This window comes from Streptomyces sp. NPDC001732 (assembly GCF_053596315.1).
Genome location: NZ_JBSFFY010000002.1, coordinates 329,293 through 352,576 on the forward strand (window position 1 = coordinate 329,293; position 23,284 = coordinate 352,576).

24 protein-coding genes are annotated in these 23,284 nt (G+C 73.3%); 18 read left to right on the forward strand and 6 right to left on the reverse strand.

Features of this window, described 5'->3' with window-relative positions:
* The first annotated feature begins 93 nt into the window (after positions 1-93).
* Together rplQ and truA are read left to right on the forward strand one after the other, a co-directional pair.
* On the forward strand, positions 94-591 hold the full coding sequence (rplQ, locus tag ACWCXX_RS04325; RefSeq protein WP_451124088.1) for a 50S ribosomal protein L17: 498 nt from the start codon (positions 94-96) through the stop codon (positions 589-591).
* 164 nt (positions 592-755) lie between these two features.
* Positions 756-1,610, forward strand: coding sequence for a tRNA pseudouridine(38-40) synthase TruA (gene truA, locus ACWCXX_RS04330; protein WP_451124090.1), 855 nt, complete (start codon positions 756-758; stop codon positions 1,608-1,610).
* A gap of 40 nt (positions 1,611-1,650) precedes the next feature.
* On the opposite strand, the gene ACWCXX_RS04335 is transcribed toward truA, so the two are convergent.
* On the reverse strand, positions 1,651-3,567 hold the full coding sequence (locus ACWCXX_RS04335; RefSeq protein ID WP_451124092.1) for a hypothetical protein: 1,917 nt from the start codon (positions 3,565-3,567) through the stop codon (positions 1,651-1,653).
* 17 nt (positions 3,568-3,584) lie between these two features.
* A complete protein-coding gene (locus ACWCXX_RS04340) occupies positions 3,585-4,439 on the reverse strand; it encodes a hypothetical protein (protein ID WP_451124094.1) in 855 nt (284 codons plus the stop codon).
* 90 nt (positions 4,440-4,529) lie between these two features.
* On the opposite strand from ACWCXX_RS04340, the gene ACWCXX_RS04345 reads away from it, so the two are divergent.
* The 4 genes from ACWCXX_RS04345 (at position 4,530) to glmM (ending at position 9,003) form a co-directional block, all read left to right on the forward strand.
* Positions 4,530-6,158, forward strand: a complete 1,629-nt coding sequence (locus tag ACWCXX_RS04345) for an ABC-F family ATP-binding cassette domain-containing protein (protein WP_451124376.1) — start codon at positions 4,530-4,532, stop codon at positions 6,156-6,158.
* A gap of 239 nt (positions 6,159-6,397) precedes the next feature.
* Entirely contained in the window at positions 6,398-6,841 is a 444-nt protein-coding gene (gene rplM / locus ACWCXX_RS04350) for a 50S ribosomal protein L13 (RefSeq protein ID WP_148838718.1), read from the forward strand.
* Positions 6,842-6,885: 44 nt separating this feature from the next.
* Complete coding sequence (rpsI, locus tag ACWCXX_RS04355) at positions 6,886-7,413, forward strand: 30S ribosomal protein S9 (RefSeq protein ID WP_072486701.1); 528 nt, start codon at positions 6,886-6,888, stop codon at positions 7,411-7,413.
* A 231-nt stretch (positions 7,414-7,644) separates the two neighbouring features.
* Positions 7,645-9,003: a phosphoglucosamine mutase gene (gene glmM / locus ACWCXX_RS04360; RefSeq protein WP_451124096.1), complete on the forward strand. Its 1,359-nt coding sequence runs from the start codon at positions 7,645-7,647 to the stop codon at positions 9,001-9,003.
* Positions 9,004-9,088: 85 nt separating this feature from the next.
* On the opposite strand, the gene ACWCXX_RS04365 is transcribed toward glmM, so the two are convergent.
* The 3 genes from ACWCXX_RS04365 to ACWCXX_RS04375 all read right to left on the reverse strand — a co-directional run bounded on the left by ACWCXX_RS04365 (position 9,089) and on the right by ACWCXX_RS04375 (position 11,782).
* Positions 9,089-10,108, reverse strand: coding sequence for a DUF389 domain-containing protein (locus tag ACWCXX_RS04365; RefSeq protein ID WP_451124098.1), 1,020 nt, complete (start codon positions 10,106-10,108; stop codon positions 9,089-9,091).
* Between the two features lie 47 nt (positions 10,109-10,155).
* Positions 10,156-11,151: a type I pantothenate kinase gene (coaA, locus tag ACWCXX_RS04370; protein WP_451124099.1), complete on the reverse strand. Its 996-nt coding sequence runs from the start codon at positions 11,149-11,151 to the stop codon at positions 10,156-10,158.
* A gap of 130 nt (positions 11,152-11,281) precedes the next feature.
* A complete protein-coding gene (locus ACWCXX_RS04375) occupies positions 11,282-11,782 on the reverse strand; it encodes a hypothetical protein (RefSeq protein WP_451124101.1) in 501 nt (166 codons plus the stop codon).
* A gap of 347 nt (positions 11,783-12,129) precedes the next feature.
* Between ACWCXX_RS04375 and glmS the strand changes: the two genes are divergently transcribed.
* The 8 genes from glmS to ACWCXX_RS04415 all read left to right on the forward strand — a co-directional run bounded on the left by glmS (position 12,130) and on the right by ACWCXX_RS04415 (position 19,945).
* On the forward strand, positions 12,130-13,977 hold the full coding sequence (gene glmS, locus ACWCXX_RS04380) for a glutamine--fructose-6-phosphate transaminase (isomerizing) (RefSeq protein ID WP_451124103.1): 1,848 nt from the start codon (positions 12,130-12,132) through the stop codon (positions 13,975-13,977).
* Between the two features lie 20 nt (positions 13,978-13,997).
* Entirely contained in the window at positions 13,998-14,366 is a 369-nt protein-coding gene (locus ACWCXX_RS04385; RefSeq protein WP_451124105.1) for a holo-ACP synthase, read from the forward strand.
* Positions 14,367-14,370: 4 nt separating this feature from the next.
* Positions 14,371-15,870, forward strand: a complete 1,500-nt coding sequence (locus ACWCXX_RS04390; RefSeq protein ID WP_451124107.1) for an NAD(P)H-hydrate dehydratase — start codon at positions 14,371-14,373, stop codon at positions 15,868-15,870.
* 48 nt (positions 15,871-15,918) lie between these two features.
* Positions 15,919-16,305, forward strand: a complete 387-nt coding sequence (locus ACWCXX_RS04395) for a DUF488 domain-containing protein (protein WP_451124109.1) — start codon at positions 15,919-15,921, stop codon at positions 16,303-16,305.
* A 162-nt stretch (positions 16,306-16,467) separates the two neighbouring features.
* Positions 16,468-17,622 carry an alanine racemase gene (gene alr / locus ACWCXX_RS04400; RefSeq protein ID WP_451124111.1) on the forward strand — a complete coding sequence of 385 codons (1,155 nt, stop codon included), beginning with the start codon at positions 16,468-16,470 and terminating at the stop codon, positions 17,620-17,622.
* Positions 17,623-17,715: 93 nt separating this feature from the next.
* Positions 17,716-18,930, forward strand: a complete 1,215-nt coding sequence (locus tag ACWCXX_RS04405; RefSeq protein ID WP_451124113.1) for an alpha/beta fold hydrolase — start codon at positions 17,716-17,718, stop codon at positions 18,928-18,930.
* Between the two features lie 129 nt (positions 18,931-19,059).
* Entirely contained in the window at positions 19,060-19,590 is a 531-nt protein-coding gene (gene tsaE / locus ACWCXX_RS04410) for a tRNA (adenosine(37)-N6)-threonylcarbamoyltransferase complex ATPase subunit type 1 TsaE (protein ID WP_451124115.1), read from the forward strand.
* Positions 19,591-19,768: 178 nt separating this feature from the next.
* A complete protein-coding gene (locus tag ACWCXX_RS04415; RefSeq protein WP_451124117.1) occupies positions 19,769-19,945 on the forward strand; it encodes a hypothetical protein in 177 nt (58 codons plus the stop codon).
* A gap of 69 nt (positions 19,946-20,014) precedes the next feature.
* On the opposite strand, the gene ACWCXX_RS04420 is transcribed toward ACWCXX_RS04415, so the two are convergent.
* Complete coding sequence (locus tag ACWCXX_RS04420; RefSeq protein ID WP_451124119.1) at positions 20,015-20,575, reverse strand: hypothetical protein; 561 nt, start codon at positions 20,573-20,575, stop codon at positions 20,015-20,017.
* 153 nt (positions 20,576-20,728) lie between these two features.
* Between ACWCXX_RS04420 and tsaB the strand changes: the two genes are divergently transcribed.
* Genes tsaB through ACWCXX_RS04440 form a run of 4 tightly spaced genes read left to right on the forward strand, consistent with a single transcriptional unit; the run spans position 20,729 to position 23,284 of the window.
* Complete coding sequence (tsaB, locus tag ACWCXX_RS04425; RefSeq protein WP_451124121.1) at positions 20,729-21,391, forward strand: tRNA (adenosine(37)-N6)-threonylcarbamoyltransferase complex dimerization subunit type 1 TsaB; 663 nt, start codon at positions 20,729-20,731, stop codon at positions 21,389-21,391.
* Positions 21,388-21,903, forward strand: a complete 516-nt coding sequence (gene rimI / locus ACWCXX_RS04430; RefSeq protein WP_451124123.1) for a ribosomal protein S18-alanine N-acetyltransferase — start codon at positions 21,388-21,390, stop codon at positions 21,901-21,903. Before tsaB ends, rimI begins: the two co-directional genes overlap by 4 nt.
* Positions 21,903-23,003, forward strand: coding sequence for a tRNA (adenosine(37)-N6)-threonylcarbamoyltransferase complex transferase subunit TsaD (gene tsaD / locus ACWCXX_RS04435; protein ID WP_451124125.1), 1,101 nt, complete (start codon positions 21,903-21,905; stop codon positions 23,001-23,003). Before rimI ends, tsaD begins: the two co-directional genes overlap by 1 nt.
* A gap of 20 nt (positions 23,004-23,023) precedes the next feature.
* Entirely contained in the window at positions 23,024-23,284 is a 261-nt protein-coding gene (locus ACWCXX_RS04440) for a hypothetical protein (RefSeq protein WP_451124378.1), read from the forward strand.

Here is a 23,284-nt window from a genome sequence, read left to right on the forward strand (position 1 = left end):
CCGGCGGACTTCTGACCTTCCGGGTGGCGACCGCCGTCCGGGAACTGACACCGGTACCTGATACGGCCGGTGCAGCACACAAGGAGAAACACCATGCCGAAGCCCGCCAAGGGTGCCCGTCTGGGCGGCAGCGCCGCGCACGAGAAGCTTCTTCTCAACAACCTCGCGAAGTCGCTGTTCGAGCACGGCCGCATCACCACGACCGAGGCCAAGGCCCGCCGCCTGCGTCCGGTCGCCGAGCGCTTCATCACCAAGGCGAAGAAGGGCGACATCCACAACCGTCGCCTGGTGCTGCAGTCGATCACGGACAAGGGCGTCGTCCACACGCTCTTCACCGAGATCGCCCCGCGGTACGAGAACCGCCCCGGTGGTTACACCCGCATCACCAAGATCGGCAACCGTCGTGGCGACAACGCCCCGATGGCCGTCATCGAGCTGGTCGAGGCGCTGACCGTGGCGCAGCAGGCCACCGGTGAGGCCGAGGCCGCCACCAAGCGTGCGGTCAAGGAAGACGCCCTGAAGAAGGACGCCGCCGAGACCGAGGCCGTCGAGGACGCCAAGCCGGCCGACGCCGAGTCCAAGGACGCCTGAGCGTTCTGAGAGCCCTGCCGGGCGGCCGCCCGATCAGAGGTCGCCCGACAGGCTCTGGGACCACAGGACGGGCCCGCATCACCCCTCGGGGCGGTGCGGGCCCGTTCCGTATATGTCTGATGCACCTGTTGTACCTGCACGCACCGGTAGTAAAGGACCCTGGGGTGAGTGACGAAGTGGAGCCCGGCTCCGTGCGGCTGCGGCTGGACCTGGCGTACGACGGCAAGGACTTCTCCGGCTGGGCCAAGCAGACCGGGCGGCGGACCGTCCAGGGGGAGATCGAGGACGCGCTGCGGACCGTGACCCGGTCCGGGCGGACGTACGACCTGACGGTGGCCGGCCGCACCGACGCCGGGGTGCACGCCCGGGGCCAGGTCGCCCATGTCGACCTGCCGGCCGAGGTGTGGGAGGAACACGGGGACAAGCTGCTGCGGCGGATGGCCGGGCGGATGGCGCCCGATGTGCGGATCTGGCGGATCGCTCCGGCGGCCGACGGGTTCAACGCCCGGTTCTCGGCGCTGTGGCGGCGGTACGCGTACCGCGTCTGCGATCGTCCCGGCGGGGTGGACCCCCTGTTGCGGGGGCATGTCCTGTGGCACGACCGGCCGTTGGACGTCGACGCGATGAACGAGGCGGCCGCCCGGATGACGGGGGAGCACGACTTCGCCGCGTACTGCAAGAAGCGCGACGGCGCGACGACCATCCGCACGCTGCAGAAGTTGAGTTGGGTACGGGACGAGGCGAGCGGCATCCTGACGGCGACCGTCCAGGCCGACGCGTTCTGCCACAACATGGTCCGCGCGCTGATCGGCGCGGCGCTCTTCGTCGGCGACGGACGCCGCCCGCCCGAGTGGCCCGCGCAGGTGCTCGCGGCCGGGGTGCGGGACCCCGGGGTGCACGTGGTGCGCCCGCACGGGCTGACGCTGGAGGAAGTCGCCTACCCCGCCGACGAGTTGCTGGCCGACCGGGCCGTACAGGCACGCAATGTGCGCACCCTTCCCGGGGCCGGCTGCTGCTGAGGCCGTGGCCCTGCCGCGGCGGGTGCCCCGGGGCGGCGGGTCACTCCGGTCGTTCCGGGGCGACGACGGCTGCGCCGTGGGTCCTCCGTCTCCGCCAGGCCCGCACCAGCCGGGCCGCCAGGTACAGGGCCACCAGCGCGGCCGCCGTGCCGCGGACCGGGCGGACGTCCGGGGGCGACCAGCCGAGCACGGCGGCGGTCGTGAACAGCAGCAGGCCCAGCACGCGCAGCAGCCACCAGCCCGCCCCGTGCGGTTCGGGGGCGCCCGGGGCAGCCGGGTGGGCGCCGTCCGGCGTGGTCAGCGTGGAGCGCACCCCGGCCAGCAGACCGCGGCGGGCGAGGACCCGGGCGCCGGGGAGGGTGCCGAGGATCTCGGGGCGGTCGCCGAAGCCCGGCGGGAGCGGGGGCAGGGACAGGGCGGCCAGCAGGTCCGCCTGGTGGCGGGGCGGGTTGCCGGTGGAGCGCAGTATGTGCGTCAGCGGGCGGGGGTCGTCGAGGGCGAAGGCGCGGGACAGGGCCTCGGCCGTGGCGGTGACCGCGGTGTGGTCGGGGGCCGGGACCGCGGAGTCCCACTCGTGGGTGGCCAGGGGGCGGCCCTTGAGGAACAGGGTGAGCCCGCAGCGCTCGGGCGTGCGGCGCAGCACCAGCGTGGGCCACTTCTCACCGGTGGTGAAGTTGTCGGCCGCCGTGGTCAGCGGGTCCTCCGTGGACAGGAGCGAGCGCTTGGCGGGCCGGGCGTCCGCGACGGCCTCGACATAGGTGTGCGTGGCGGTCGCCGGGGCGGTGCGGAGCGAGACGCCGCACACCAGGGCCGCCTGTGCCACGTCCGCCGGGCGGGCCGCCGCTATCGCGACCGCGCAGGGCGTCCCCGGTCCCCAGGCGGGGTCGGGGGCGGGGCCGGGGGAGAGGCGGGAGGGCGCGGGGCGACCGAAGAACGGGGTCTGTGCCGCCAGATGGACCCGGACGCCCGAGCGGGTGTCCAGGAACTCCTGGCGCGGGTCGTCGCCGAAGTACGCCCAGGGGTACTTGGTCGCGCGGGCGCCGATGGAGCGGAAGGTGTCGAGCGCTTCCTCCCAGCGCTCCGCACGCAGCAGCATCAGGACGAGGCAGTTGCGGAAGCCGGCCGCCTCCGGGCTGCCCGGCCCGTACGCGGCCGAGAGGTCCAGGGCGCGGGCGAGAGCCGCGTCGACGCGGGGCGCGTACGGATCGGGGCCGTCGTCCGGGGGGCCGGAGGACAGGACCGCGTACTCCAGTGCCGCGAACAGCGGCAGCGCGTGCAGCTTCGAACCGGGCGGGGCCGTGTCGGCGGCGCTCTCGGCGAAGCCGAACATCTCCTCGTGCGAGCCGTGCCACTTCGCGCACAGGTACTGCAGGGCGGCGGCGTGGCACCCGTAGTGGTGCGGATCGCGGGCCAGGGCCCGGTCCCAGTAGTCGTCGAAGACCGGGCGGGGGGCCTGGCTGCCCACCGCGTGGGTCAGGGCGATGCGCCACGGCACGGGGTCGGCGGGGTTGAGCTCCGCCGCCCTGCCGATCACCGGGGCGGCGTCCTCCAGGAGGGCGAAGAAGGCCCGGAACTGGTCGCGCGAGACCTGCTCGGCGCGCTCCGCGGTACGGATCTCCCACGCCCGCTCGACCCGCAGGGCCGCGCCGACCAGGGCCGCGTCCGGGTCGTCGGGGAGCTCCTCCTGCCAGGCGTCCAGCCAGCCGGGGTTGTGCAGGGCGGCCGTGGCGAGGCGGGAGACGTAGCCGTCCCTCAGCTCCCACTGGGCGTGCTCGCGGGTCGCGGCGAGCAGGGTGCGGGCGGGGCCGTGGTCTCCCTGGGCGGCCGAGGTCAGGGCGGCGCGCAGCGCGGGGTCCGGCGCGTCGACGACGACCGCCTCGTCCGGCGGCAGGTCGGCGCCGACGGCGGCGCTGTGGCGCAGTACGCGCGGGAGGGTGAGGAGGAACGGGAGGCGCACGTGGGTCCCCGGCCGCGTCAGCCGGTGGCCGCGGTCGCCGCCGCCGATGCCTGGAGCTCGCCGCGGTGGTGGATCTGACGGAACGTGAAGTTCGTCAGGTCGTCGCCGGTGGTGTAGACGTTCTTGTCGGCGGTGGTGACGCTCTTGCCGCTGGTGAACCCGCTGATGCCGAAGTAGGCGTAACGGCCGTAGGAGTTGGCGGTGCGGCGGCAGACGGAGCCGGCCGGGCAGAAGGCGGGCACTCCCGCGCCGCTCAGGGTGGCGATGCTGCCGGTCGCCTGCCGGGCCGCCTTCCTGGCCCGTGCCTCCGTCTCGAAGACCGCGACGCCGATGGTGACGGCGACGCCGTCCTTGCTGTACGTCGCCCGGATCACCTGTCGGCAGCCGTTGTTCACGAGGATCGAGCCGAGCGCGCCCTTGGTGGTGGAGGCGCAGTTCTTCGTCTGCTGGGTCGCGCCCTTGACGTAGACGCGGCTGCCCATCGTCAGCTTCTTGCCGGGGAAGAAGGCGTCGGCGGTGATCGGCGCCCGGTCCTTCTTCGCGCTGGATATGTAGTCCTTCGGGTTCGGCGGGGGCGGCGGTGCCACCGAGGAGAAGGACGGTTCGGGCTCGGCGGTCTCGTTCGGCAGGTCGGACGGCGCGGGCAGTTCGCTCGCGTGCTTGCCGGAGCCGGTGGGGCGGTTGTTCTCGTCGGTCGAGATGACCGCCGCGGCCACGGCGGCGCCGACCGCCGCGGTGGCGAGCACCCCGCCGCCGATCAGCAGCCACTTCTTGCGCCGGTTGCGTGCGGCCGACGCATCGGCCAGCGCCGCCCAGTCGGGAGTCTGTGTGTCCCCGGGCCCCCAGGAGGGCCCCCCATGCCCAAAGCTCATGCGGCGCATCCTAATGTGCCCCAGGCCAGGGCGGTGAGCGGCGGCGGACGGAACGTAAACCGGTTGGGCCGGGGTTCGCGGACCGTGACAATGCTGTGCATGGGACATCTCGAAGCGGGCCACCTGGAGTACTACCTACCGGACGGGCGGGTGCTGCTCGGCGACGCCTCGTTCCGGGTGGCGGACGGGGCGGTGGTCGCCCTCGTGGGGGCCAACGGCGCCGGGAAGACGACCCTGCTGAAGCTGCTCGCCGGGGAGCTCCAGCCGCACGGCGGCACCGTCTCGGTGAGCGGCGGGCTCGGGGTGATGCCGCAGTTCGTGGGCTCGGTGCGGGACGAACGCACGGTCCGGGACCTGCTGGTCTCGGTGTCCCAGCCCCGCATCCGGGAAGCGGCCCTGGCGGTGGACCGGGCCGAGGAACTGATCCTCACCGTCGACGACGAGGCCGCGCAGATGAAGTACGCGCAGGCCCTGAGCGACTGGGCGGAGGCCCGCGGGTACGAGGCCGAGACCGTCTGGGACATGTGCACCACGGCCGCGCTCGGCGTCCCGTACGAGAAGGCGCAGTGGCGCGAGGTGCGCACCCTGTCCGGCGGCGAGCAGAAACGGCTGGTGCTGGAGGCGCTGCTGCGCGGGCCCGACGAGGTGCTGCTGCTCGACGAGCCGGACAACTACCTCGACGTGCCCGGCAAGCGGTGGCTGGAGGAGAAGCTGAAGGAGACCCGCAAGACGGTCCTCTTCGTCTCCCACGACCGCGAGCTGCTGGCCCGCGCCGCCGAGAAGATCGTCAGTGTGGAGCCCAGCCCGGCGGGCAGCGACGTGTGGGTGCACGGCGCGGGCTTCGACACGTACCACCAGGCCCGCAGGGACCGGTTCGCCCGGTTCGAGGAGTTGCTGCGGCGCTGGGAGGAGGAGCACGCCCGGCTGAAGGCGCTGGTCCACCGGCTCCGGCAGCAGGCGGCGATCAGCCCCGACATGGCGTCCCGCTACCGGGCGATGCAGACCCGCTTCAAGAAGTTCGAGGACGCGGGCCCGCCGCCGGAGCCGCCGCGCGAGCAGGACATCACCATGCGGCTGCGCGGCGGCCGGACCGGGGTGCGGGCGGTGACCTGCGAGAACCTTGAGCTGACCGGGCTGATGAAGCCGTTCGACCTGGAGGTCTTCTACGGGGAACGGGTCGCCGTCCTCGGCTCGAACGGCTCCGGCAAGTCGCACTTCCTGCGGCTGCTGGCGGGCGAGCCGGTGGCGCACACGGGGCAGTGGAAGCTCGGTGCGCGGGTCGTGCCCGGACACTTCGCGCAGACCCACGCCCACCCGGAACTGCTGGGGCACACGCTCGTCGAGATCCTGTGGAAGGAGCACGCGAAGGACCGCGGCGGCGCGATGTCCGTGCTGCGCCGCTACGAGCTGGAGCGCCAGGGCGACCAGCCCTTCGAGAAGCTGTCCGGGGGCCAGCAGGCCCGCTTCCAGATCCTGCTCCTGGAGCTGGCCGGCACGACCGCCCTGCTGCTCGACGAGCCCACGGACAACCTGGACCTGGAGTCGGCCGAGGCCCTCCAGGACGGGCTGGAGGCGTACGAGGGGACGGTGCTGGCCGTCACGCACGACCGGTGGTTCGCGAAGTCCTTCGACCGCTACCTGGTCTTCGGCTCCGACGGGGTCGTGCGCGAGACGAGGGAGCCGGTGTGGGACGAGCGCAGGGTGGAGCGGGCGCGGTAGGGCTCCCCCGCCCCGGACGACGCGTTTTGACCCGCCCGGGGCGGGGCGGGTAATGTCGACTGCTGTTATGCATATGGGCTACGTGTTCTCGCACCGGGAGCCCTTGCGTAAGTTCTCTGGAGCAGTTACCAGTGGCTCGCATACGGGAGCGTTCCCGGCACTGTGAGCCCCAGCTGCATGATCGCTTCAGAGGTGTCGTGTGTATGGACCCCATCCACTGAAGAAGCGAAGGCTACGAAGTGCGTACGTACAGCCCCAAGCCCGGCGATGTCACTCGCCAGTGGCACATCATCGACGCTCAGGACATCGTCCTGGGCCGTCTGGCCACCACGGCTGCGAACCTTCTCCGCGGTAAGCACAAGGCGATCTACGCCCCCCACATGGACATGGGCGACTTCGTCATCATCATCAACGCCGACAAGGTTCACCTGTCCGGCAACAAGAAGACCCAGAAGATGGCGTACCGCCACTCCGGGTTCCCGGGTGGTCTCCGCTCCGTCCGTTACGACGAGCTGCTCGCCAAGAGCCCCGAGAAGGCCGTCGAGAAGGCCATCAAGGGCATGATCCCCAAGAACAGCCTGGGCCGTCAGATGCTCTCGAAGCTCAAGGTCTACGCGGGCGACCAGCACCCGCACGCTGCTCAGCAGCCGGTCCCGTTCGAGATCACCCAGGTCGCGCAGTAGTTCCGGCCTCCCCCTAAGACCAAAAGAAAGATCTGAGGAGAATCGTGGCCGAGACCACTGTTGAGAACCCCGTCGAGGGCACCGAGGGCGAAGAGGTCTTCGCCGAGGTCACCACCTTCGAGTCCGAGGTTCCCGTCGAGGGCGAGTACACCAGCGAGTCGCTGGCGTCCCGCTTCGGCGACCCGCAGCCCGCCGCCGGCCTTGGCCGTCGGAAGAACGCCATCGCCCGCGTCCGGATCGTTCCGGGCACCGGCAAGTGGAAGATCAACGGTCGCACCCTTGAGGACTACTTCCCCAACAAGGTGCACCAGCAGGAAGTCAACGAGCCCTTCAAGGTGCTCGAGCTCGACAACCGCTACGACGTCATCGCCCGCATCTCGGGTGGCGGCGTCTCGGGTCAGGCCGGTGCCCTGCGCCTCGGTGTGGCCCGTGCGCTGAACGAGGCCGACGTGGACAACAACCGTCCCACGCTGAAGAAGGCCGGCTTCCTCTCCCGCGACGACCGTGCGGTCGAGCGCAAGAAGGCCGGTCTCAAGAAGGCCCGTAAGGCCCCGCAGTACAGCAAGCGCTAAACCGCCTGCTCACCTGCTTTACACGCACGCCCCGGCGGCACACCTCGTGCTGCCGGGGCGTTCGTTTATCGACACCCCCGGGCGTATAACGGCATAAGACGTTCATAGGCTTGTTTGCGTGGCGTTGCGTTGCTCGGCATTTGATGCGCGGTGTTGTGCGCATTGTGTCGTTGTGTTGCATTGCTTTGGTCGGTTTGGTTTGCGGTTTCGGAGCATCTTCGGAGGACACCAGTGGGACGACTCTTCGGTACGGACGGCGTGCGCGGTGTCGCCAATGCGGATCTGACGGCCGAGCTGGCGCTCGGTCTCTCGGTGGCCGCGGCGCACGTGCTCACCGAGGGGAGCGCCGCCGACGGCGCCCGGCCGACGGCCGTGGTGGGCCGTGACCCGCGGGCCTCCGGGGAATTCCTGGAGGCCGCGATCGTGGCCGGTCTCGCCAGCGCGGGCGTGGACGTCCTGCGCGTCGGCGTGCTGCCCACCCCCGCGGTGGCGTACCTCACCGGCGCGCTGGGGGCCGACCTCGGCGTGATGCTCTCGGCGAGCCACAACTCCATGCCGGACAACGGTGTCAAGTTCATCGCCCGGGGCGGTCACAAGCTCTCCGACGAGCTGGAGGACCGGATCGAGTCGCTCTACGAGCAGCACCGCACCGGTGAGCCGTGGGAGCGCCCGACCGGGGCCGGCGTGGGGCGCGTCACCGAGTACACGGAGGGCTTCGACCGGTACGTGGCCCACCTCGTCGCGGTCCTGCCGAACCGGCTCGACGGGCTGAAGGTGGTGCTCGACGAGGCGCACGGCGCGGCCGCCCGCGTCTCGCCCGAGGCATTCGCGCGGGCCGGCGCCGAGGTGATCACGATCGGTGCCGACCCGACCGGCCTGAACATCAACGACGGCTGCGGTTCCACCCATCTGGAGCCGCTGAAGGCCGCCGTCGTCGAGCACGGCGCCGACTTCGGCATCGCGCACGACGGCGACGCCGACCGCTGCCTGGCGGTGGACGCCTCCGGCGAGGAGGTCGACGGCGACCAGATCCTGTCCGTCCTCGCCCTCGCCATGCGCGAGGCCGGGCAGCTGCGCAAGGACACCGTGGTCGGCACGGTCATGTCCAATCTCGGCTTCAAGATCGCGATGGAGCGGGAGGGCATCCGGCTCGTCCAGACCGCCGTCGGCGACCGCTACGTGCTGGAGTCGATGAAGGCCGAGGGCTACGCACTGGGCGGCGAGCAGTCCGGCCACGTCATCGTCCTGGACCACGCCACGACCGGCGACGGCACGCTGACCGGCCTGCTGCTGGCGGCCCGGGTCGCCGCCACCGGCCGTACGCTCGCCGACCTGGCGGGGGTCATGCAGCGGCTGCCGCAGCTGCTGATCAACGTCCCCGACGTGGACAAGTCCCGGGTCGGCACCTCCCAGGAGATCGCCGAGGCCGTCGCCGAGGCCGAGCGCGAGCTGGGCTCCACCGGACGTGTGCTGCTGCGCCAGTCGGGTACCGAGCCGCTGGTCCGGGTCATGGTCGAGGCCGCCGACATCGAGCAGGCGCGGGCCATCGCCGAGCGGCTGGCCGACGTGGTGAAGTCCGCGCTCGGATAAGGGAGCCGGGCCGCCGACACGACTCGGGGGCCGTCCCGTGATCCCCGACCGCCAGGGGGATCACGGGACGGCCCCTTCCGGCTCTTCAGACCAGGCCGCCGGGCTTCCCGCCGCGTTTCTGGTCCCGGTCGCCGGTCCTTCGGTTCCGGTCGTCGGACGGGTCCTGCGGCGGCGGCCCCGTCCGGCGGTGGTGCGCCGCCCACAGGGCCCGCTGGACCAGCAGCGTCAGGGCGCCCGCGACCACGATCCCGCCGAGGTTGGCCAGCAGCTGGGCCGTGGAGCCCCACATCTGGCCGTAGTCGCGGTAGCTGAACGCCACCGCCGCGTTGGCCGCGGCCGGCACCGTCGTCACCGAGATGGCGACCCCGATCAGTGCCCCGGACTTCGCCGAGGTGAGCGAGAGGGTCCCGGCGCTCCCGGCCAGGAACGCCACCACGAACGACATCGCGTCCGGTTTCCAGATGAACGCCGTGTTGGGGCGCTCGGCCTCGATCATCGAGCGGTCGAACAGCCCGAAGGAGTCCATCAGCCAGGCGAACCCGGCCGTCAGCACCATCGCGACGGCGAAGCCGCCGATCAGCGCGTACAGGGACCGCAGCGCCGGCCGGGGCACGCGCTGCACCAGGGCCGTGGAGATCCCGGCCAGCGGGCCGAACTCCGGGCCGACCGCCATCGCGCCCACGATCAGGATCGCGTTGTCGAGCATCACACCGCAGGCGGCGAGCATCGTCGCGAGCGCGAGGAACGCCACGTACGTGACGCTGAACGTCGACTCCTCGTGGGTCGCCTCCGTCAGCTCCTCCCACAGCACCGCGTCCGCGCCCTCGCCCGGCGCGGCCTCCTCGGCCCGGTCGGCGTGCGCGGAGAGCGTCAGGTCCGTGTTCTCGACGGTGATCGAACCGGACTCGTCGATGCCCAGTCCGCGCAGCGCGGAGATCAGCCCGTCACCCGCCTCGCGGGCCACGTCGCACAGGACCAGGTCGCCCGCCGGGGCGCGGGCGGCCCCGGCCAGCACCACGAGATGGGTCGTGCCGACGGTGTTCTCCACCAGCCGGAGCACCTCGTCCGTGCGGTCGGCGGGGACGATCAGGCGCAGATGCAGCACGTGGGCACTCCCGGGACGAGGAAGGCGGGAAGAGGGGGAGCGGAGGATCAGAGCTTGCGCAGGGACAGCCGCTGGACCTTGTGGTCCGGGCCCTTGCGCAGCACCAGGGTGGCACGGCCCCGGGTGGGCGCGACGTTCTCCACCAGGTTCGGCTTGTTGATGGTCCGCCACATCGTCGCCGCGTACTCCATGGCCTCCTCCTCGGAGACCTGGGTGTACTTGCGGAAGTACGAGGACGGGTCCTGGAACGCGGTGTCGCGCAGCTTGCGGAAGCGGTTGAGGTACCAGGTCTCGATGTCCTCGGTGCGCGCGTCCACGTACACGCTGAAGTCGAAGTAGTCGGCGAGTCCGACCCTGGTCCGGCCGTCCTTGCCGGGCAGCGCGGGCTGGAGCACGTTCAGCCCCTCGACGATCAGGATGTCGGGGCGGCGCACGGTGAGCCGTTCGCCCGGCACGATGTCGTAGATCAGGTGCGAGTAGACGGGCGCCGTCACCTCGTCCTTGCCGGCCTTGATGTCGGCGACGAAACGGGTCAGGGCCCGCCGGTCGTACGACTCGGGGAACCCCTTGCGCGACACCAGCCCGCGGGCCCGGAGCTCCTTCATCGGCAGCAGGAAGCCGTCCGTGGTCACCAGCTCGACGCGCGGGTGCTCGGGCCAACGGGCCAGCAGCGCCTGGAGGATGCGGGCGGTGGTGGACTTGCCGACCGCGACGCTGCCCGCGACGCCTATGACGAACGGGGTGCCGCGCTGCTCGCCGTGGCCGTTGCCCGCGTCCCCGAGGAAGGTGTTCAGCGCGCCGCGCAGGCCCGAGGTGGCCTGGACGTAGAGGTTGAGGAGGCGGGAGAGCGGCAGGTAGACGTCCCGGACCTCGTCCAGGTCGATGACGTCCCCGAGACCGCGCAGCCGCTCGACCTCGTCGGCGCTCAGCGGCAACGGCGTCTTGTCGCGCAGGGCGCTCCATTCGGCGCGGGACAGATCGACGTACGGCGTCGCCGCGGGCTCGGCGCGTCGGTGGGTGCTCCGTGGCGGCGAAGTGATCACGGGTTCATTGTCGCGGGAGTTCCGACGCGGTGGGGGGTGGGCTCGGTCACGTGGGGTACGGCGGGGGCGGACGCCGCGCCCCGTGTGCGGCGGGCCGTTGCCGTGCCCCGTGTGCGGCGGGGCCGCCCGCTCAGTCCACCTTTTTGAGCACGCAGAGGTCGCCGCTGTCGGGGTCGCCGATGTAGGTCCACAGGACGGGGGATTCGCTGCGGCCCCTGGCCTCCAGGAAGCCGCTGATGTCCTCGGCGGCGAATTCGGTGGTGAAGTCGAGGGTGACCCCGGTCGCGCCGTCCTGGTACGAGCCGTCGTCGGACTCCCACGTCCCGGTTCCGCTCATCCTGGACGGGAAGTCGAACCCGGAACGGGTGTCGTCGCCGAAGTCCACGTAGTCGCCGCAGGCCTCCGTGGTGCTGAAGGTGCCGTCCGCGGCGAGGACGAGTATCCCGCCGCGGTCGTCCTGCCAGGTGCCCGTCAGTTCGCTCGCGGTCAGCGCGAGCGGGGGGCCGTCCGGCTCCGGGGGGACGTTCAGGGCGCGCAGGCCGAAGAGCAGGACGACCAGGCCCACGGGAACGAGGACCACGAGGACCGCCCCGATGGACAGCCCCAGCAGGATGCCGCCCCAGATCGGCATCCGCAGCCGCGGTGGAGGCGGCGGGACGGGGAAGGGCGGGTGGAAGGGAGGCGGGACGGGCCCGGGGCCCTGCGGCGGACGTCCCGACGGTGCCGCCGGTTCTTCGGTGCCGGACATGCGCTCCCACCCCCTGGTGCTCGGCCGGCGGGCATCCATGACGGCCGTCGGCGACGCAATGATGCACCCGGGGCCACCGGCCGCCGACGGCGGGGCCCGCCGTCCGCCGCCCCCGCCCCGCTCCGAACGCCGTCCCGGGCCCGCGCCGTCCTCCCTGCCGCCCCGTTCTCCTTCTGCCACGATGCGGAGGAGAGGGGGAGTTGACCGCGAATGGGCATGAAGGGAACGGTATGTGTGGAATCGTCGGTTACGTCGGTGGGCAGTCGGCGCAGGACGTCGTCGTGGCGGGTCTCAAGCGCCTCGAATACCGGGGCTACGACTCGGCGGGCATCGCCGTCCTCGCGGACGGCGGCCTGGCCGCGACGAAGCGGGCCGGAAAGCTCGTCAACCTGGAGAAGGCGCTGGCCGAGGCGCCGCTCCCGGCCGGGACCACCGGCATCGGACACACCCGCTGGGCCACCCACGGCGCGCCCACCGACGCCAACGCCCACCCGCACCTGGACAACGCGGGACGCGTCGCCGTCGTCCACAACGGGATCATCGAGAACTTCGCCGCCCTGCGCGCCGAACTCGCCGGCCGCGGCCACGACCTGGCCTCCGAGACCGACACCGAGGTCGTCGCCCATCTGCTCGCCGAGGCGTTCTCCTCCTGCGCGGACCCGGCGGAGGCGATGCGCCAGGTCTGCCGCCGGCTGGAGGGCGCGTTCACCCTCGTGGCCGTGTACGCCGACGCGCCCGAGGTGGTCGTCGGCGCCCGGCGCAACTCGCCGCTCGTGGTGGGGGTGGGGGAGGGCGAGTCGTTCCTGGCCTCCGACGTGGCCGCGTTCATCGCGCACACCCGCTCCGCGATCGAGCTGGGCCAGGACCAGGTGGTGGAGCTGCACCGGGAGGGCGCCGCCGTCACCGACTTCGACGGGCGCCCCGCCGAGGTCCGCAAGTACCACGTGGACTGGGACGTCTCCGCCGCCGAGAAGGGCGGCCACGACTCCTTCATGCTCAAGGAGATCGCCGAGCAGCCGAGGGCCGTCGCCGACACCCTGCTCGGACGGATCGACGGCGAGGGCTCGCTCCGCCTCGACGAGGTGCGCATCCCGCCGCACGAGCTGCGGGAGGTCGACAAGGTCGTCGTCGTCGCCTGCGGCACCGCGTTCCACGCCGGGATGATCGCCAAGTACGCCATCGAGCACTGGACCCGCGTCCCCTGCGAGACCGAGCTGGCCAGCGAGTTCCGCTACCGCGACCCGATCCTCGACCACCGCACCCTCGTCGTCGCGATCTCCCAGTCCGGCGAGACGATGGACACCCTGATGGCCGTGCGGCACGCCCGCGAACAGGGCGCGAAGGTCCTCGCCATCTGCAACACCAACGGCTCCACGATCCCCCGGGAGTCCGACGCCGTGCTCTACACGCACGCCGGACCCGAGGTCGCCGTCGCCTCCACCAAGGCCTTCCTCACCCAGCTGGTCGCCTGTTACCTCGTCGCCCTGTACCTCGGACAGGTCCGCGGCACGAAGTGGGGCGACGAGATCCGCACCGTCGTCCGCCAGCTCTCCGAGATCTCCGGGGCGGTCGAACGGGTCCTGGAGACCATGGAGCCGGTACGCGAACTCGCCCGCTCCCTCGCCGCCCACGACACGGTGCTCTTCCTCGGCCGCCACGTCGGCTATCCCGTGGCCCTGGAAGGCGCGTTGAAGCTCAAGGAACTCGCGTACATGCACGCCGAGGGCTTCGCGGCGGGCGAGCTCAAGCACGGGCCGATCGCGCTCGTAGAGGAGGGGCTGCCGGTCGTCGTGGTGGCGCCCCCGCCGCGCGGCCGGTCGGTGCTGCACGACAAGATCGTGTCGAACATCCAGGAGATCCGGGCCCGCGGCGCCCGCACCGTCGTCATTGCCGAGGAGGGCGACGAGGCGGTCGTCCCGTACGCCGACCACCTGATCCGGATTCCCGTTGCGCCTACGCTGCTTCAGCCGCTGGTGTCGACCGTGCCGTTGCAGGTCTTCGCCTGCGAACTGGCACGGGCCCGCGGCAACGACGTGGACCAGCCGCGCAATCTGGCGAAGTCCGTGACCGTGGAGTAGTTAGGGATGAGGGGACGCCCGTGATCATCGGGGTCGGGATCGACGTGGCCGAGATCGAACGGTTCGACACGGCGCTGCGGCGCACGCCGCAGATGGCCGAACGGCTCTTCGTCGAGAGCGAGTTGCTGCTGCCCGGCGGCGAGCGGCGGGGCATCGCCTCGCTCGCCGCCCGGTTCGCCGCGAAGGAGGCCCTGGCGAAGGCGCTCGGGGCGCCGGGCGGCCTGCTCTGGACGGACGCCGAGGTGTACGTCGAGAACAGCGGGCAGCCCCGGCTGCGGGTGCGCGGGACGGTCGCCGCCCGCGCGGCCGAGCTGGGCGTGCGGCACTGGCACATCTCGCTCAGCCACGACGCGGGAGTGGCGTCGGCCGTGGTGATCGCGGAGGGTTGAGCACATGCGTACTGCATACCGCGTCGAGACCGTACGGGCCGCCGAGCGGGCCCTGATGGCCCGGCTCCCCGAGGGCGCCCTGATGCAGCGCGCCGCCGCCGGGCTCGCGGCGGCCTGCACCGATGTGCTGCGCAGGCGGGGCCGGGTGTACGGGGCCCGGGTCGTCCTCCTGGTGGGCAGCGGCGACAACGGGGGCGACGCGCTGTACGCGGGCGCCCGGCTGGCCCGCCGGGGCGCGGGCGTGCGCGTCGTGCTCACCGCGCCGGGCCGCGCCCACGGGGGCGGCCTCGCGGCGCTGCTCGCGGCCGGCGGACGGGTGGCGGGCGGGCCGGGGGAGACGGCGGAAGGGGCTTTCGCGGCGGCGGAGGACGTGGTGGCGGGTGCCTGGGGCGGGCACGTCGACCTCGTCGTGGACGGCATCACCGGCATCGGCGGACGCGGCGGGCTGCGCCCGGGGGCCGCCGCGCTCGTGCGGGCCTTCGCGGCGACCGGCGCGCCCCTCGTCGCCGTGGACCTGCCCAGCGGGGTCGAGGCCGACACGGGCGAGGTGCTCGGCGACGCGGTGCGCGCCGACGCGACCGTCACCTTCGGCACCTACAAGCCGGGCCTGCTCGTCGACCCGGCCGCCGGGCACGCGGGCGCGCTGCACCTCGTGGACATCGGGCTCGGGCCGGAGCTGCCCCGGGTGCCCGACCTGGAGGTGCTCCAGTACGCGGACGTCGCCGCGCTGCTGCCGGTCCCCGACGGCGGGAGCGACAAGTACCGGCGCGGGGTCGTCGGCGTCGTCGCCGGGTCCGCCCGCTACCCCGGGGCGGCGGTGCTGGCCGTCTCCGGGGCGCTGCGGGGCGGTGCGGGGGCCGTGCGGTACGTCGGGCCGGGCACCGACGCGGTGATCGCGCGCCACCCGGAGACGCTGGTGCACGCGGGGCCGCCGTCGAGGGCGGGGCGGGTGCAGGCGTGGGTCGTGGGGCCCGGCCTCGGCGGCGACGCGCAGGCCGCCGGGGCGGTGGGCGACGTGCTGGCCGCCGAGGTGCCGGTGCTCGTCGACGCGGACGGACTGCGACTGCTCGACGCCGGTGCCGTGCGCGCCCGCACCGCGCCGACCGTCCTCACCCCGCACGCCGGGGAGGCCGCCGCGCTGCTGGGCGTGGCGCGCGCGGAGGTCGAGGCGGGCCGGCTCGCCGCCGTACGGGAACTGGCCGCCCGCTACCGCGCCACGGTCCTGCTCAAGGGCTCCACGACCCTGGTGGCCACCGGTACCGGGGACGCCCCGGTGCGGGTCAATCCGACCGGTACCGCCTGGCTGGCCACGGCCGGCAGCGGCGACGTCCTCTCCGGCCTGACCGGCTCCCTGCTGGCCGCGGGCCTGGCCCCGCGCGACGCCGCGTCGGTGGGCGCCCATCTGCACGGCCTCGCCGCCCGGCTGGTCGCGGACGGCGCCCCCGTCGCCGCGCAGGACGTCGCGGAGGCGATCCCGGCGGCGTGGCGGGACGTACGGGCCTGAGCGATCCTGGGCGCAGGCGGACACCGGCAGGAGGCAGGAGGGACGGCCATGGGCAGCAACGACGAGGTGCGCGTACGCCGGGTGTACGAGCCGAAGGAGGACGAGGACGGCACCCGCGTCCTGGTCGACCGGCTCTGGCCGCGCGGCGAGTCCAGGGAGCGGGCCGCGATCGACAGGTGGCTCAGGGACATCACCCCGTCCAAGGAGCTCCGCGACTGGTACCACGAGAACCGCACCGCCACCCGCTACGACGAGTTCGTCGACCGCTACCGCACCGAACTGGCCGACCCCGTCCACACGGCGGCCGTCCGGGAGCTGGTCGAACTGGTCCGGGAGGGCGGTCCGGTGACCCTGGTCACAGCGGTCAAGGACGTGCCGCACAGCCACGTCCCGGTCATCGTCGACCACCTGGAGCACGAACTGCACCACCACTGAGGCGCCCGCCCGCGCGCGTGCGGCGGCCCCCGGGCCGGGGCCGGCGCATGCCGCCCGGCCGTCCTTCCCCGCCCGCCGCGGCCCCCGGTGCGGGACGCCCGGCCGTCCTTCCCGGCCCGCCGCCCCGGTACCCCGCCGTACGCCTCTGAGAGACTGGGCGCGATGAACGAGACAGCGTCCTTGAGAGCCCGTGCCGAGATCGACCTCGCCGCATTGCGTGCCAATGTGCGCGAACTGCGCGCACGGGCGGCGGGCGCGCACCTCATGGCCGTCGTCAAGTCCGACGCGTACGGGCACGGGGCGGTGCCCTGCGCCCGCGCCGCGCTGGAGGCCGGGGCGACCTGGCTGGGCACCGCCACGCCGCAGGAGGCGCTCGCCCTGCGCGCCGCCGGGCTCGGCGGTCGGGTGATGTGCTGGCTGTGGACGCCGGGCGGTCCCTGGCGCGAGGCGATCGAGGCCGACATCGACGTGTCGGTGAGCGGGATGTGGGCCCTGCGCGAGGTCGTCGCCGCGGCCACGGCGGCGGGCATCGCGGCCCGGGTCCAGCTCAAGGCCGACACCGGCCTCGGACGCAACGGCTGCCAGCCCGCCGACTGGCCCGAACTGGTCGCCGCCGCCCGCGCCGCCGAGGAGGCGGGCACCGTCCGGATCACCGGCCTGTGGTCCCACTTCGCCTGCGCCGACGAGCCCGGCCACCCCTCCATCGCCGCCCAGCTGACCGCGTTCCGGGACATGGTGGCGCACGCGGAGAAGGCGGGCGTCGACCCAGAGGTGCGCCACATGGCCAACTCCCCGGCGACGCTGACGCTCCCCGAGGCGCACTTCGACCTGGTGCGGACCGGGATCGCGATGTACGGCATCTCGCCCAGCCCCGAACTGGGCACCCCGGCCGACTTCGGGCTGCGCCCCGTCATGACGCTCGCCGCCTCGATCGCCCTGGTCAAGCGGGTTCCGGCCGGTCACGGGATCAGCTACGGCCACCACTACACCACCTCCGCCGAGACCACCCTGGGCCTGGTGCCGGTCGGCTACGCGGACGGCGTCCCGCGCCACGCCTCCGGCCGCGCCCCGGTCCTCGTCGGCGGTGCCGTCCGGCGGATCGCGGGCCGGGTCGCCATGGACCAGTTCGTCGTCGACCTGGACGGGGACGAGGTCGGGGTGGGCAGCGAGGCGGTGCTCTTCGGCCCGGGGGACCGGGGCGAGCCCACCGCCGAGGACTGGGCGCGGGCCGCGGACACCATCGCGTACGAGATCGTGACCCGGATCGGCACCCGCGTGCCGCGTGTGCACCTGAACGCGACCCCGGCCGAGTCCTGACCGATCGTGCGCCCCTGACCAGGCACGATCTGATCACGGCCGGAACGGGCCGGTTCTGACCTGACGGATACGACCGACGAGGAGCGCGGCACGGTGAGCGAGATCGGGGCGGGGGACGCGGTGACGACGGCCGCTGCGGCGGCCGGCTGGCGCCGGGCGGGCATCGCCGGAGCGGCCATAGGCGTGCTCGCGGCGGGCGCGGCGGCCGGTGTCGCGGTCGAACGGCTCACCGTCGGCCGGGGCATGCGCCGCAGGGCCAGGCTGGCGCTGGACGCCACGGGCCCGTACGGCTCGCTGCGCGGGATGCCGGGCCGGGCCACCGCCGACGACGGCACCGAGCTGTACTACGAGGTCGACGAGGTCGAACCGGACGGCGGCGCGGGGGCCGCCCCGGGCGGCGGTGGCGAGACCGCGGGCGCCGGCACCCGCCGCCGCAGGCTTTTCGGCCGCAAGGCCCCCGCGCCCGTCACCGTCGTCTTCAGCCATGGCTACTGCCTCAGCCAGGACTCCTGGCACTTCCAGCGGGCGGCGCTGCGCGGCCTGGTCCGCACCGTCCACTGGGACCAGCGCAGCCACGGCCGCTCCGAACGGGGCCGGGCCCAGACGCAGGGGGTGTCGGTCGGCATCGACCAGCTCGGCCGCGACCTGATGGCCGTGATCGAGGCGGCGGCCCCGGAGGGGCGGCTGGTGCTCGTCGGGCACTCGATGGGCGGCATGACGATGATGGCGCTGGCCGACCAGTACCCCCGGCTGATCCGGGACCGGGTCGCGGCCGTCGCCCTCGTCGGCACGTCGAGCGGGAAGCTGGGAGAGGTCAGCTTCGGGCTGCCGGTCGCGGGCGTGAACGCGGTGCGGCGGGTGCTGCCCGGGGTGCTCAGGGCGCTCGGCTCCCAGGCCGAACTGGTGGAGCGGGGCAGGCGGGCGACCGCCGATCTCTTCGCCGGGCTGATCAAGCGGTACTCGTTCGGTTCGCGGGACGTCGATCCGTCGGTGGAACGGTTCGCCGAGCGGCTCATCGAGTCCACCCCGATCGACGTGGTCGCCGAGTTCTACCCGGCCTTCACCGAGCACGACAAGAGCGCCGCGCTGCCCGCCTTCCGGGACGTCCCGGTGCTGATCCTGGCGGGCGACAAGGACCTGGTGACGCCCAGTTCGCACAGCGAGGCCATCGCGGACCAGCTCCCGGACGCGGAGCTGGTGATCGTCCCGGACGCCGGCCATCTGGTGATGCTGGAGCACCCGGAGACGGTCACGGACCGGCTGGCGGACCTGCTGGCCCGCGTCGGCGCGGTGTCGGCGGGGGCGTAGCGGGGCTGCGGTCGCGCGGCGGGCCCGGCGACGAGGCGGCGGATCCGGGGAACGGCGCGCCGCGGATCCGGCGGACGGGTCGTTCCGCCCGCCGCGCCGCCGCTGCCGGATCCTCTAACGTTGGCGGGCATGGAAGCACCGCACAACAGCCCGGCGGCCGGGGCCGTCGGGAACGCCGCGCCGGACGGCGTCACCGTGAGTCTCGCCGTCGAGTCCCCCGAACAGATGCAGGCCCTGGGGCGCCGGATCGCCGGAATCCTGCGGCCCGGCGACCTCGTGATGCTCACCGGTGAGCTCGGCGCCGGGAAGACGACGCTGACCCGGGGGCTCGGCGAGGGCCTCGGCGTGCGCGGCGCGGTCACCTCGCCCACCTTCGTGATCGCCCGCGTCCATCCGTCGCTGACCGGCGGCCCGGCGCTGGTCCACGTCGACGCGTACCGCCTGGGCGGCGGGCTCGACGAGATGGAGGACCTGGACCTAGACGTGTCGCTGCCGGAGTCGGTGGTGGTCGTGGAGTGGGGCGACGGCAAGGTCGAGGAACTGTCGGACGACCGGCTCCAGGTGGTGATCGACCGCGCGGTCGGCGACACGGACGACGAACGGCGCGAGGTGACGCTGGTCGGCATCGGCGCGCGCTGGGCGGGGCTGCGCGAGTTCTGAGCGGCTCCCGGACGCCGGGGCGGCCCCGGGGACGGGGAACGGGGCCGCGACACGTCACTCTTTCCGACGCCGTGTCGGCAAATTGTTGCGCCGGGCGGTGCGGGCGTGGTCACATGGATGGCGAGAGCGGGTTAGGCGTGCCTAACCACGCCTTCCACCGGAGCCCCGGGAGGCATCCATGACGACGTCCGCCGAACGTGAAGTGCCGCCGCCGACATCGATGAGAGACCTGCTGGCGGCCTGTGCCGCGGCCACGGCGGTCTCCACGCCGCCCCGGTCGGAGGCCAAGGCCCCCGTCACCCCCATCGCCGCCGTGCCCCGCCCCGAACCCGCCCCCGAACGCCGGGCGAGCTGACCGGGCCCCGGTCCGACGAGCCGGCCCCGGGCCTCCTTTGGGGCCGGACAGGATCTCGCCCTGTACGCCCTAGCGGACGACGACCACCTTCGTGCCCACCATCGCGAACTCCCACATGGCGTCGCCGTCGGCCCGGGACATCCGCACGCCGCCCGTCTTCAGCGTGGGGTCCGGGCTCTCCAGCGAGCCGTCCACCGCCGCGCTGAACCCCACGGACGCGTTGTCCACCACCGCGAACCGCACCACGTGCTCGATCATCACGCCGTCCGAGCCCTTGGTCGGGGCGCCCGAGCGCGTGCTCACCCGGTAGGTCCCGGGCAGCGGGCTCAGCGCACTGGGCATGACCTCGAAGGTCCGCTCGGCCTTCCCGGAGGCGCCCACGAGCCACACCCGCCGGTCGGCCAGCGCGTACACGACCCGCTGCCCGGTGCCGGAGCCCGCGGGGAGCGCGGTCGGCCGCGGCTTCTTCTCCTTCGGCTCGGCGTGCTCGGTGGCGGTGGCGGACGCCTTCGGGCGGGGCGCCGCGAGGTTGGCGGGGACGTTCGCCGATGCCTGATAGGCCAGGACACCGACCGCGACGAGCGCGGCCGCAGTGAGCCCGGCCACGATTCCCGAGCTGCCCCTAGACACCGTGCGCGCCCCTTTCGCTTCCGTATGTCGTACAAGCGTTTAGCGTTTACGTCGTACCCGCGTGTGCACGGTGACGGTAGCAGCCGGGGCGGGTCGGACCGGGACGCCGTACGGGGCGCCGTGCACCGGTCGGCGGAGCCGTAGGCTGTTTGCGTGCTCTTGCTCGCCGTGGATACCGCAACCCCCGCCGTCACCGTCGCCCTGCACGACGGGACCTCCGTCGTCGCCGAGTCCGGTCAGGTCGACGCCCGAAGGCACGGGGAGCTGCTGCTGCCCGCCGTCGACCGGGTCCTCGCCGAGGCCGGTCTGAAACTCGACGCGGTGACGGACGTGGTCGTGGGCGTCGGCCCCGGCCCCTACACCGGTCTGCGGGTCGGCCTGGTCACGGCCGCGACCTTCGGCTCCGTCCTCTCCGTCCCCGTGCACGGGCTGTGCACCCTGGACGGTCTCGCGTACGCCGCGGGCCGGGCCGGGCTGGAGGGCCCGTTCGCCGTCGCGACGGACGCCCGCCGCAAGGAGGTCTACTGGGCGAGGTACGAGGACTTCCGCACCCGGGTCGGCGGGCCCGCCGTGGACCGGCCCGCCGACATCGCCGAACAGCTGGCGGGGCTCCCCGTCGTCGGCGCGGGCGCGGTGCTGTACCCGGAGGCGTTCCCGGACGCCCGGGGGCCGGAGCACGTCGGCGCCGGTGCGCTCGCCGCGCTCGCCGCCGAGCGCCTCGCCGAGGGCGCCGAGCTGCTGCCGCCGACCCCGCTCTACCTGCGCAGGCCCGACGCCCAGGTCCCGAAGAACTACAAGGTGGTCACCCCGCAGTGACGATCACGACCGCTTTGCTGCGCGAGATGCGCTGGTGGGACATCGACCCGGTGCTGGAGCTCGAACAGGAGCTGTTCCCGGACGACGCCTGGTCGGCCGGGATGTTCTGGTCGGAGCTGGCGCACTCCCGGGGCCCGGGGGCCACCCGCCGCTACGTCGTCGCCGAGGACCGCGCCACCGGCCGGATCGTCGGGTACGCGGGCCTCGCCGCGGCCGGCGACCTCGCCGACGTGCAGACGATCGGGGTCGCCCGCGACCACTGGGGCGGCGGCCTCGGCGCGGAGCTCCTCACCGACCTGCTGAAGCACGCCACCGCCTTCGAGTGCGCCGAGGTGCTCCTCGAAGTGCGCGTCGACAACACCCGGGCGCAGAAGCTGTACGAACGCTTCGGCTTCGAACCGATCGGCTTCCGCCGCAGCTACTACCAGCCGGGCAACGTCGACGCGCTCGTCATGCGCCTCCACGTACAAGAACACGTGCAAGAGCACGCACAGGGAACAGAGACTGACTGATGGCTGACGAACCGCTCGTACTCGGCATCGAGACCTCCTGCGACGAGACCGGCGTCGGCATCGTCCGGGGCACGACGCTGCTGGCCGACGCCGTCGCGTCCAGCGTGGACACGCACGCCCGCTTCGGCGGTGTCGTCCCGGAGATCGCCTCCCGCGCGCACCTGGAGGCGATGGTCCCGACCATCGAGCGCGCCCTGAAGGAGGCCGGGGTCAGCGCCCGCGACCTCGACGGCATCTCCGTCACCGCGGGCCCCGGACTCGCGGGCGCGCTGCTCGTCGGCGTCTCGGCGGCGAAGGCGTACGCGTACGCGCTGAACAAGCCGCTCTACGGCGTGAACCACCTCGCCTCGCACATCTGCGTGGACCAGCTGGAGCACGGCCCGCTGCCCGAGCCGACGATGGCGCTGCTGGTCAGCGGCGGCCACTCCTCGCTGCTGCTCGCGCCGGACATCACCGCGGACGTGCGGCCGCTGGGCGCGACCATCGACGACGCGGCGGGCGAGGCGTTCGACAAGATCGCCCGGGTGCTGAACCTGGGCTTCCCCGGCGGCCCGGTCATCGACCGGCTGGCGAAGGAGGGCGACCCGGCGGCGATCGCGTTCCCGCGCGGGCTGACCGGTTCGCGCGACCCCGTCTACGACTTCTCCTTCTCGGGCCTGAAGACCTCCGTGGCCCGCTGGATCGAGGCCAAGCGCGCGGCGGGCGAGGAGGTGCCGGTGCGGGACGTGGCGGCGTCCTTCCAGGAGGCCGTGGTGGACGTCCTCACCCGCAAGGCCGTGCGCGCCTGCAAGGACGAGGGCGTCGACCACCTGATGATCGGCGGCGGCGTCGCGGCCAACTCGCGGCTGCGGGCGCTGGCGGAGGAACGGTGCGAGCGGGCCGGCATCCGGCTGCGGGTGCCGCGCCCCGGGCTGTGCACGGACAACGGCGCGATGGTCGCGGCGCTGGGCGCGGAGATGGTGGCCCGGAACCGGCCGGCCTCGGACCTGGAACTGTCCGCGGACTCCTCGCTGCCGGTCACCGACGCCCATGTGCCGGGCGCCCACGCGCACACCCACGACCACGTGCACGAGATCAGCAAGGACAACCTCTACTTGTGAACCGTACGACCGTCGCACTGATGTGGGAGGCCCGCGCCACGGCCGGCCGGGGCCCCGAACTCCTGGAGTGGGCGCGGGCCCGCGCGGGCGAGCTGGCCCGTGAGCCGCTGCGCCGCGAACTGCTGCGCGCCCCGCAGGACCGGGTCCTGGTCATCACCTGGTGGGCGGGCGAGTACGGCGACGAACTGCCCGAACTCCCGGAGCCGGACGCGGAGTTGATCACCCGCCCGGTGCACCGCTGGCGGTTCGAGTCCCTGGAGACCGTCGAGTCCGCCGACTGA

Excerpts from the sequence above, each read along its gene's own strand:
- ACWCXX_RS04345 (WP_451124376.1), top strand. The coding sequence starts at position 4,530 with ATGCTGTGCATGGGACATCTCGAAGCGGGCCACCTGGAGTACTACCTA.
- rplQ (WP_451124088.1), top strand. The coding sequence starts at position 94 with ATGCCGAAGCCCGCCAAGGGTGCCCGTCTGGGCGGCAGCGCCGCGCAC.
- glmS (WP_451124103.1), top strand. The coding sequence starts at position 12,130 with ATGTGTGGAATCGTCGGTTACGTCGGTGGGCAGTCGGCGCAGGACGTC.
- tsaD (WP_451124125.1), top strand. The coding sequence starts at position 21,903 with ATGGCTGACGAACCGCTCGTACTCGGCATCGAGACCTCCTGCGACGAG.
- alr (WP_451124111.1), top strand. The coding sequence starts at position 16,468 with ATGAACGAGACAGCGTCCTTGAGAGCCCGTGCCGAGATCGACCTCGCC.
- ACWCXX_RS04375 (WP_451124101.1), bottom strand. The coding sequence starts at position 11,782 with ATGCCGATCTGGGGCGGCATCCTGCTGGGGCTGTCCATCGGGGCGGTC.
- ACWCXX_RS04440 (WP_451124378.1), top strand. The coding sequence starts at position 23,024 with ATGTGGGAGGCCCGCGCCACGGCCGGCCGGGGCCCCGAACTCCTGGAG.
- ACWCXX_RS04390 (WP_451124107.1), top strand. The coding sequence starts at position 14,371 with ATGCGTACTGCATACCGCGTCGAGACCGTACGGGCCGCCGAGCGGGCC.
- ACWCXX_RS04395 (WP_451124109.1), top strand. The coding sequence starts at position 15,919 with ATGGGCAGCAACGACGAGGTGCGCGTACGCCGGGTGTACGAGCCGAAG.
- ACWCXX_RS04415 (WP_451124117.1), top strand. The coding sequence starts at position 19,769 with ATGACGACGTCCGCCGAACGTGAAGTGCCGCCGCCGACATCGATGAGA.
- ACWCXX_RS04340 (WP_451124094.1), bottom strand. The coding sequence starts at position 4,439 with ATGAGCTTTGGGCATGGGGGGCCCTCCTGGGGGCCCGGGGACACACAG.
- tsaE (WP_451124115.1), top strand. The coding sequence starts at position 19,060 with ATGGAAGCACCGCACAACAGCCCGGCGGCCGGGGCCGTCGGGAACGCC.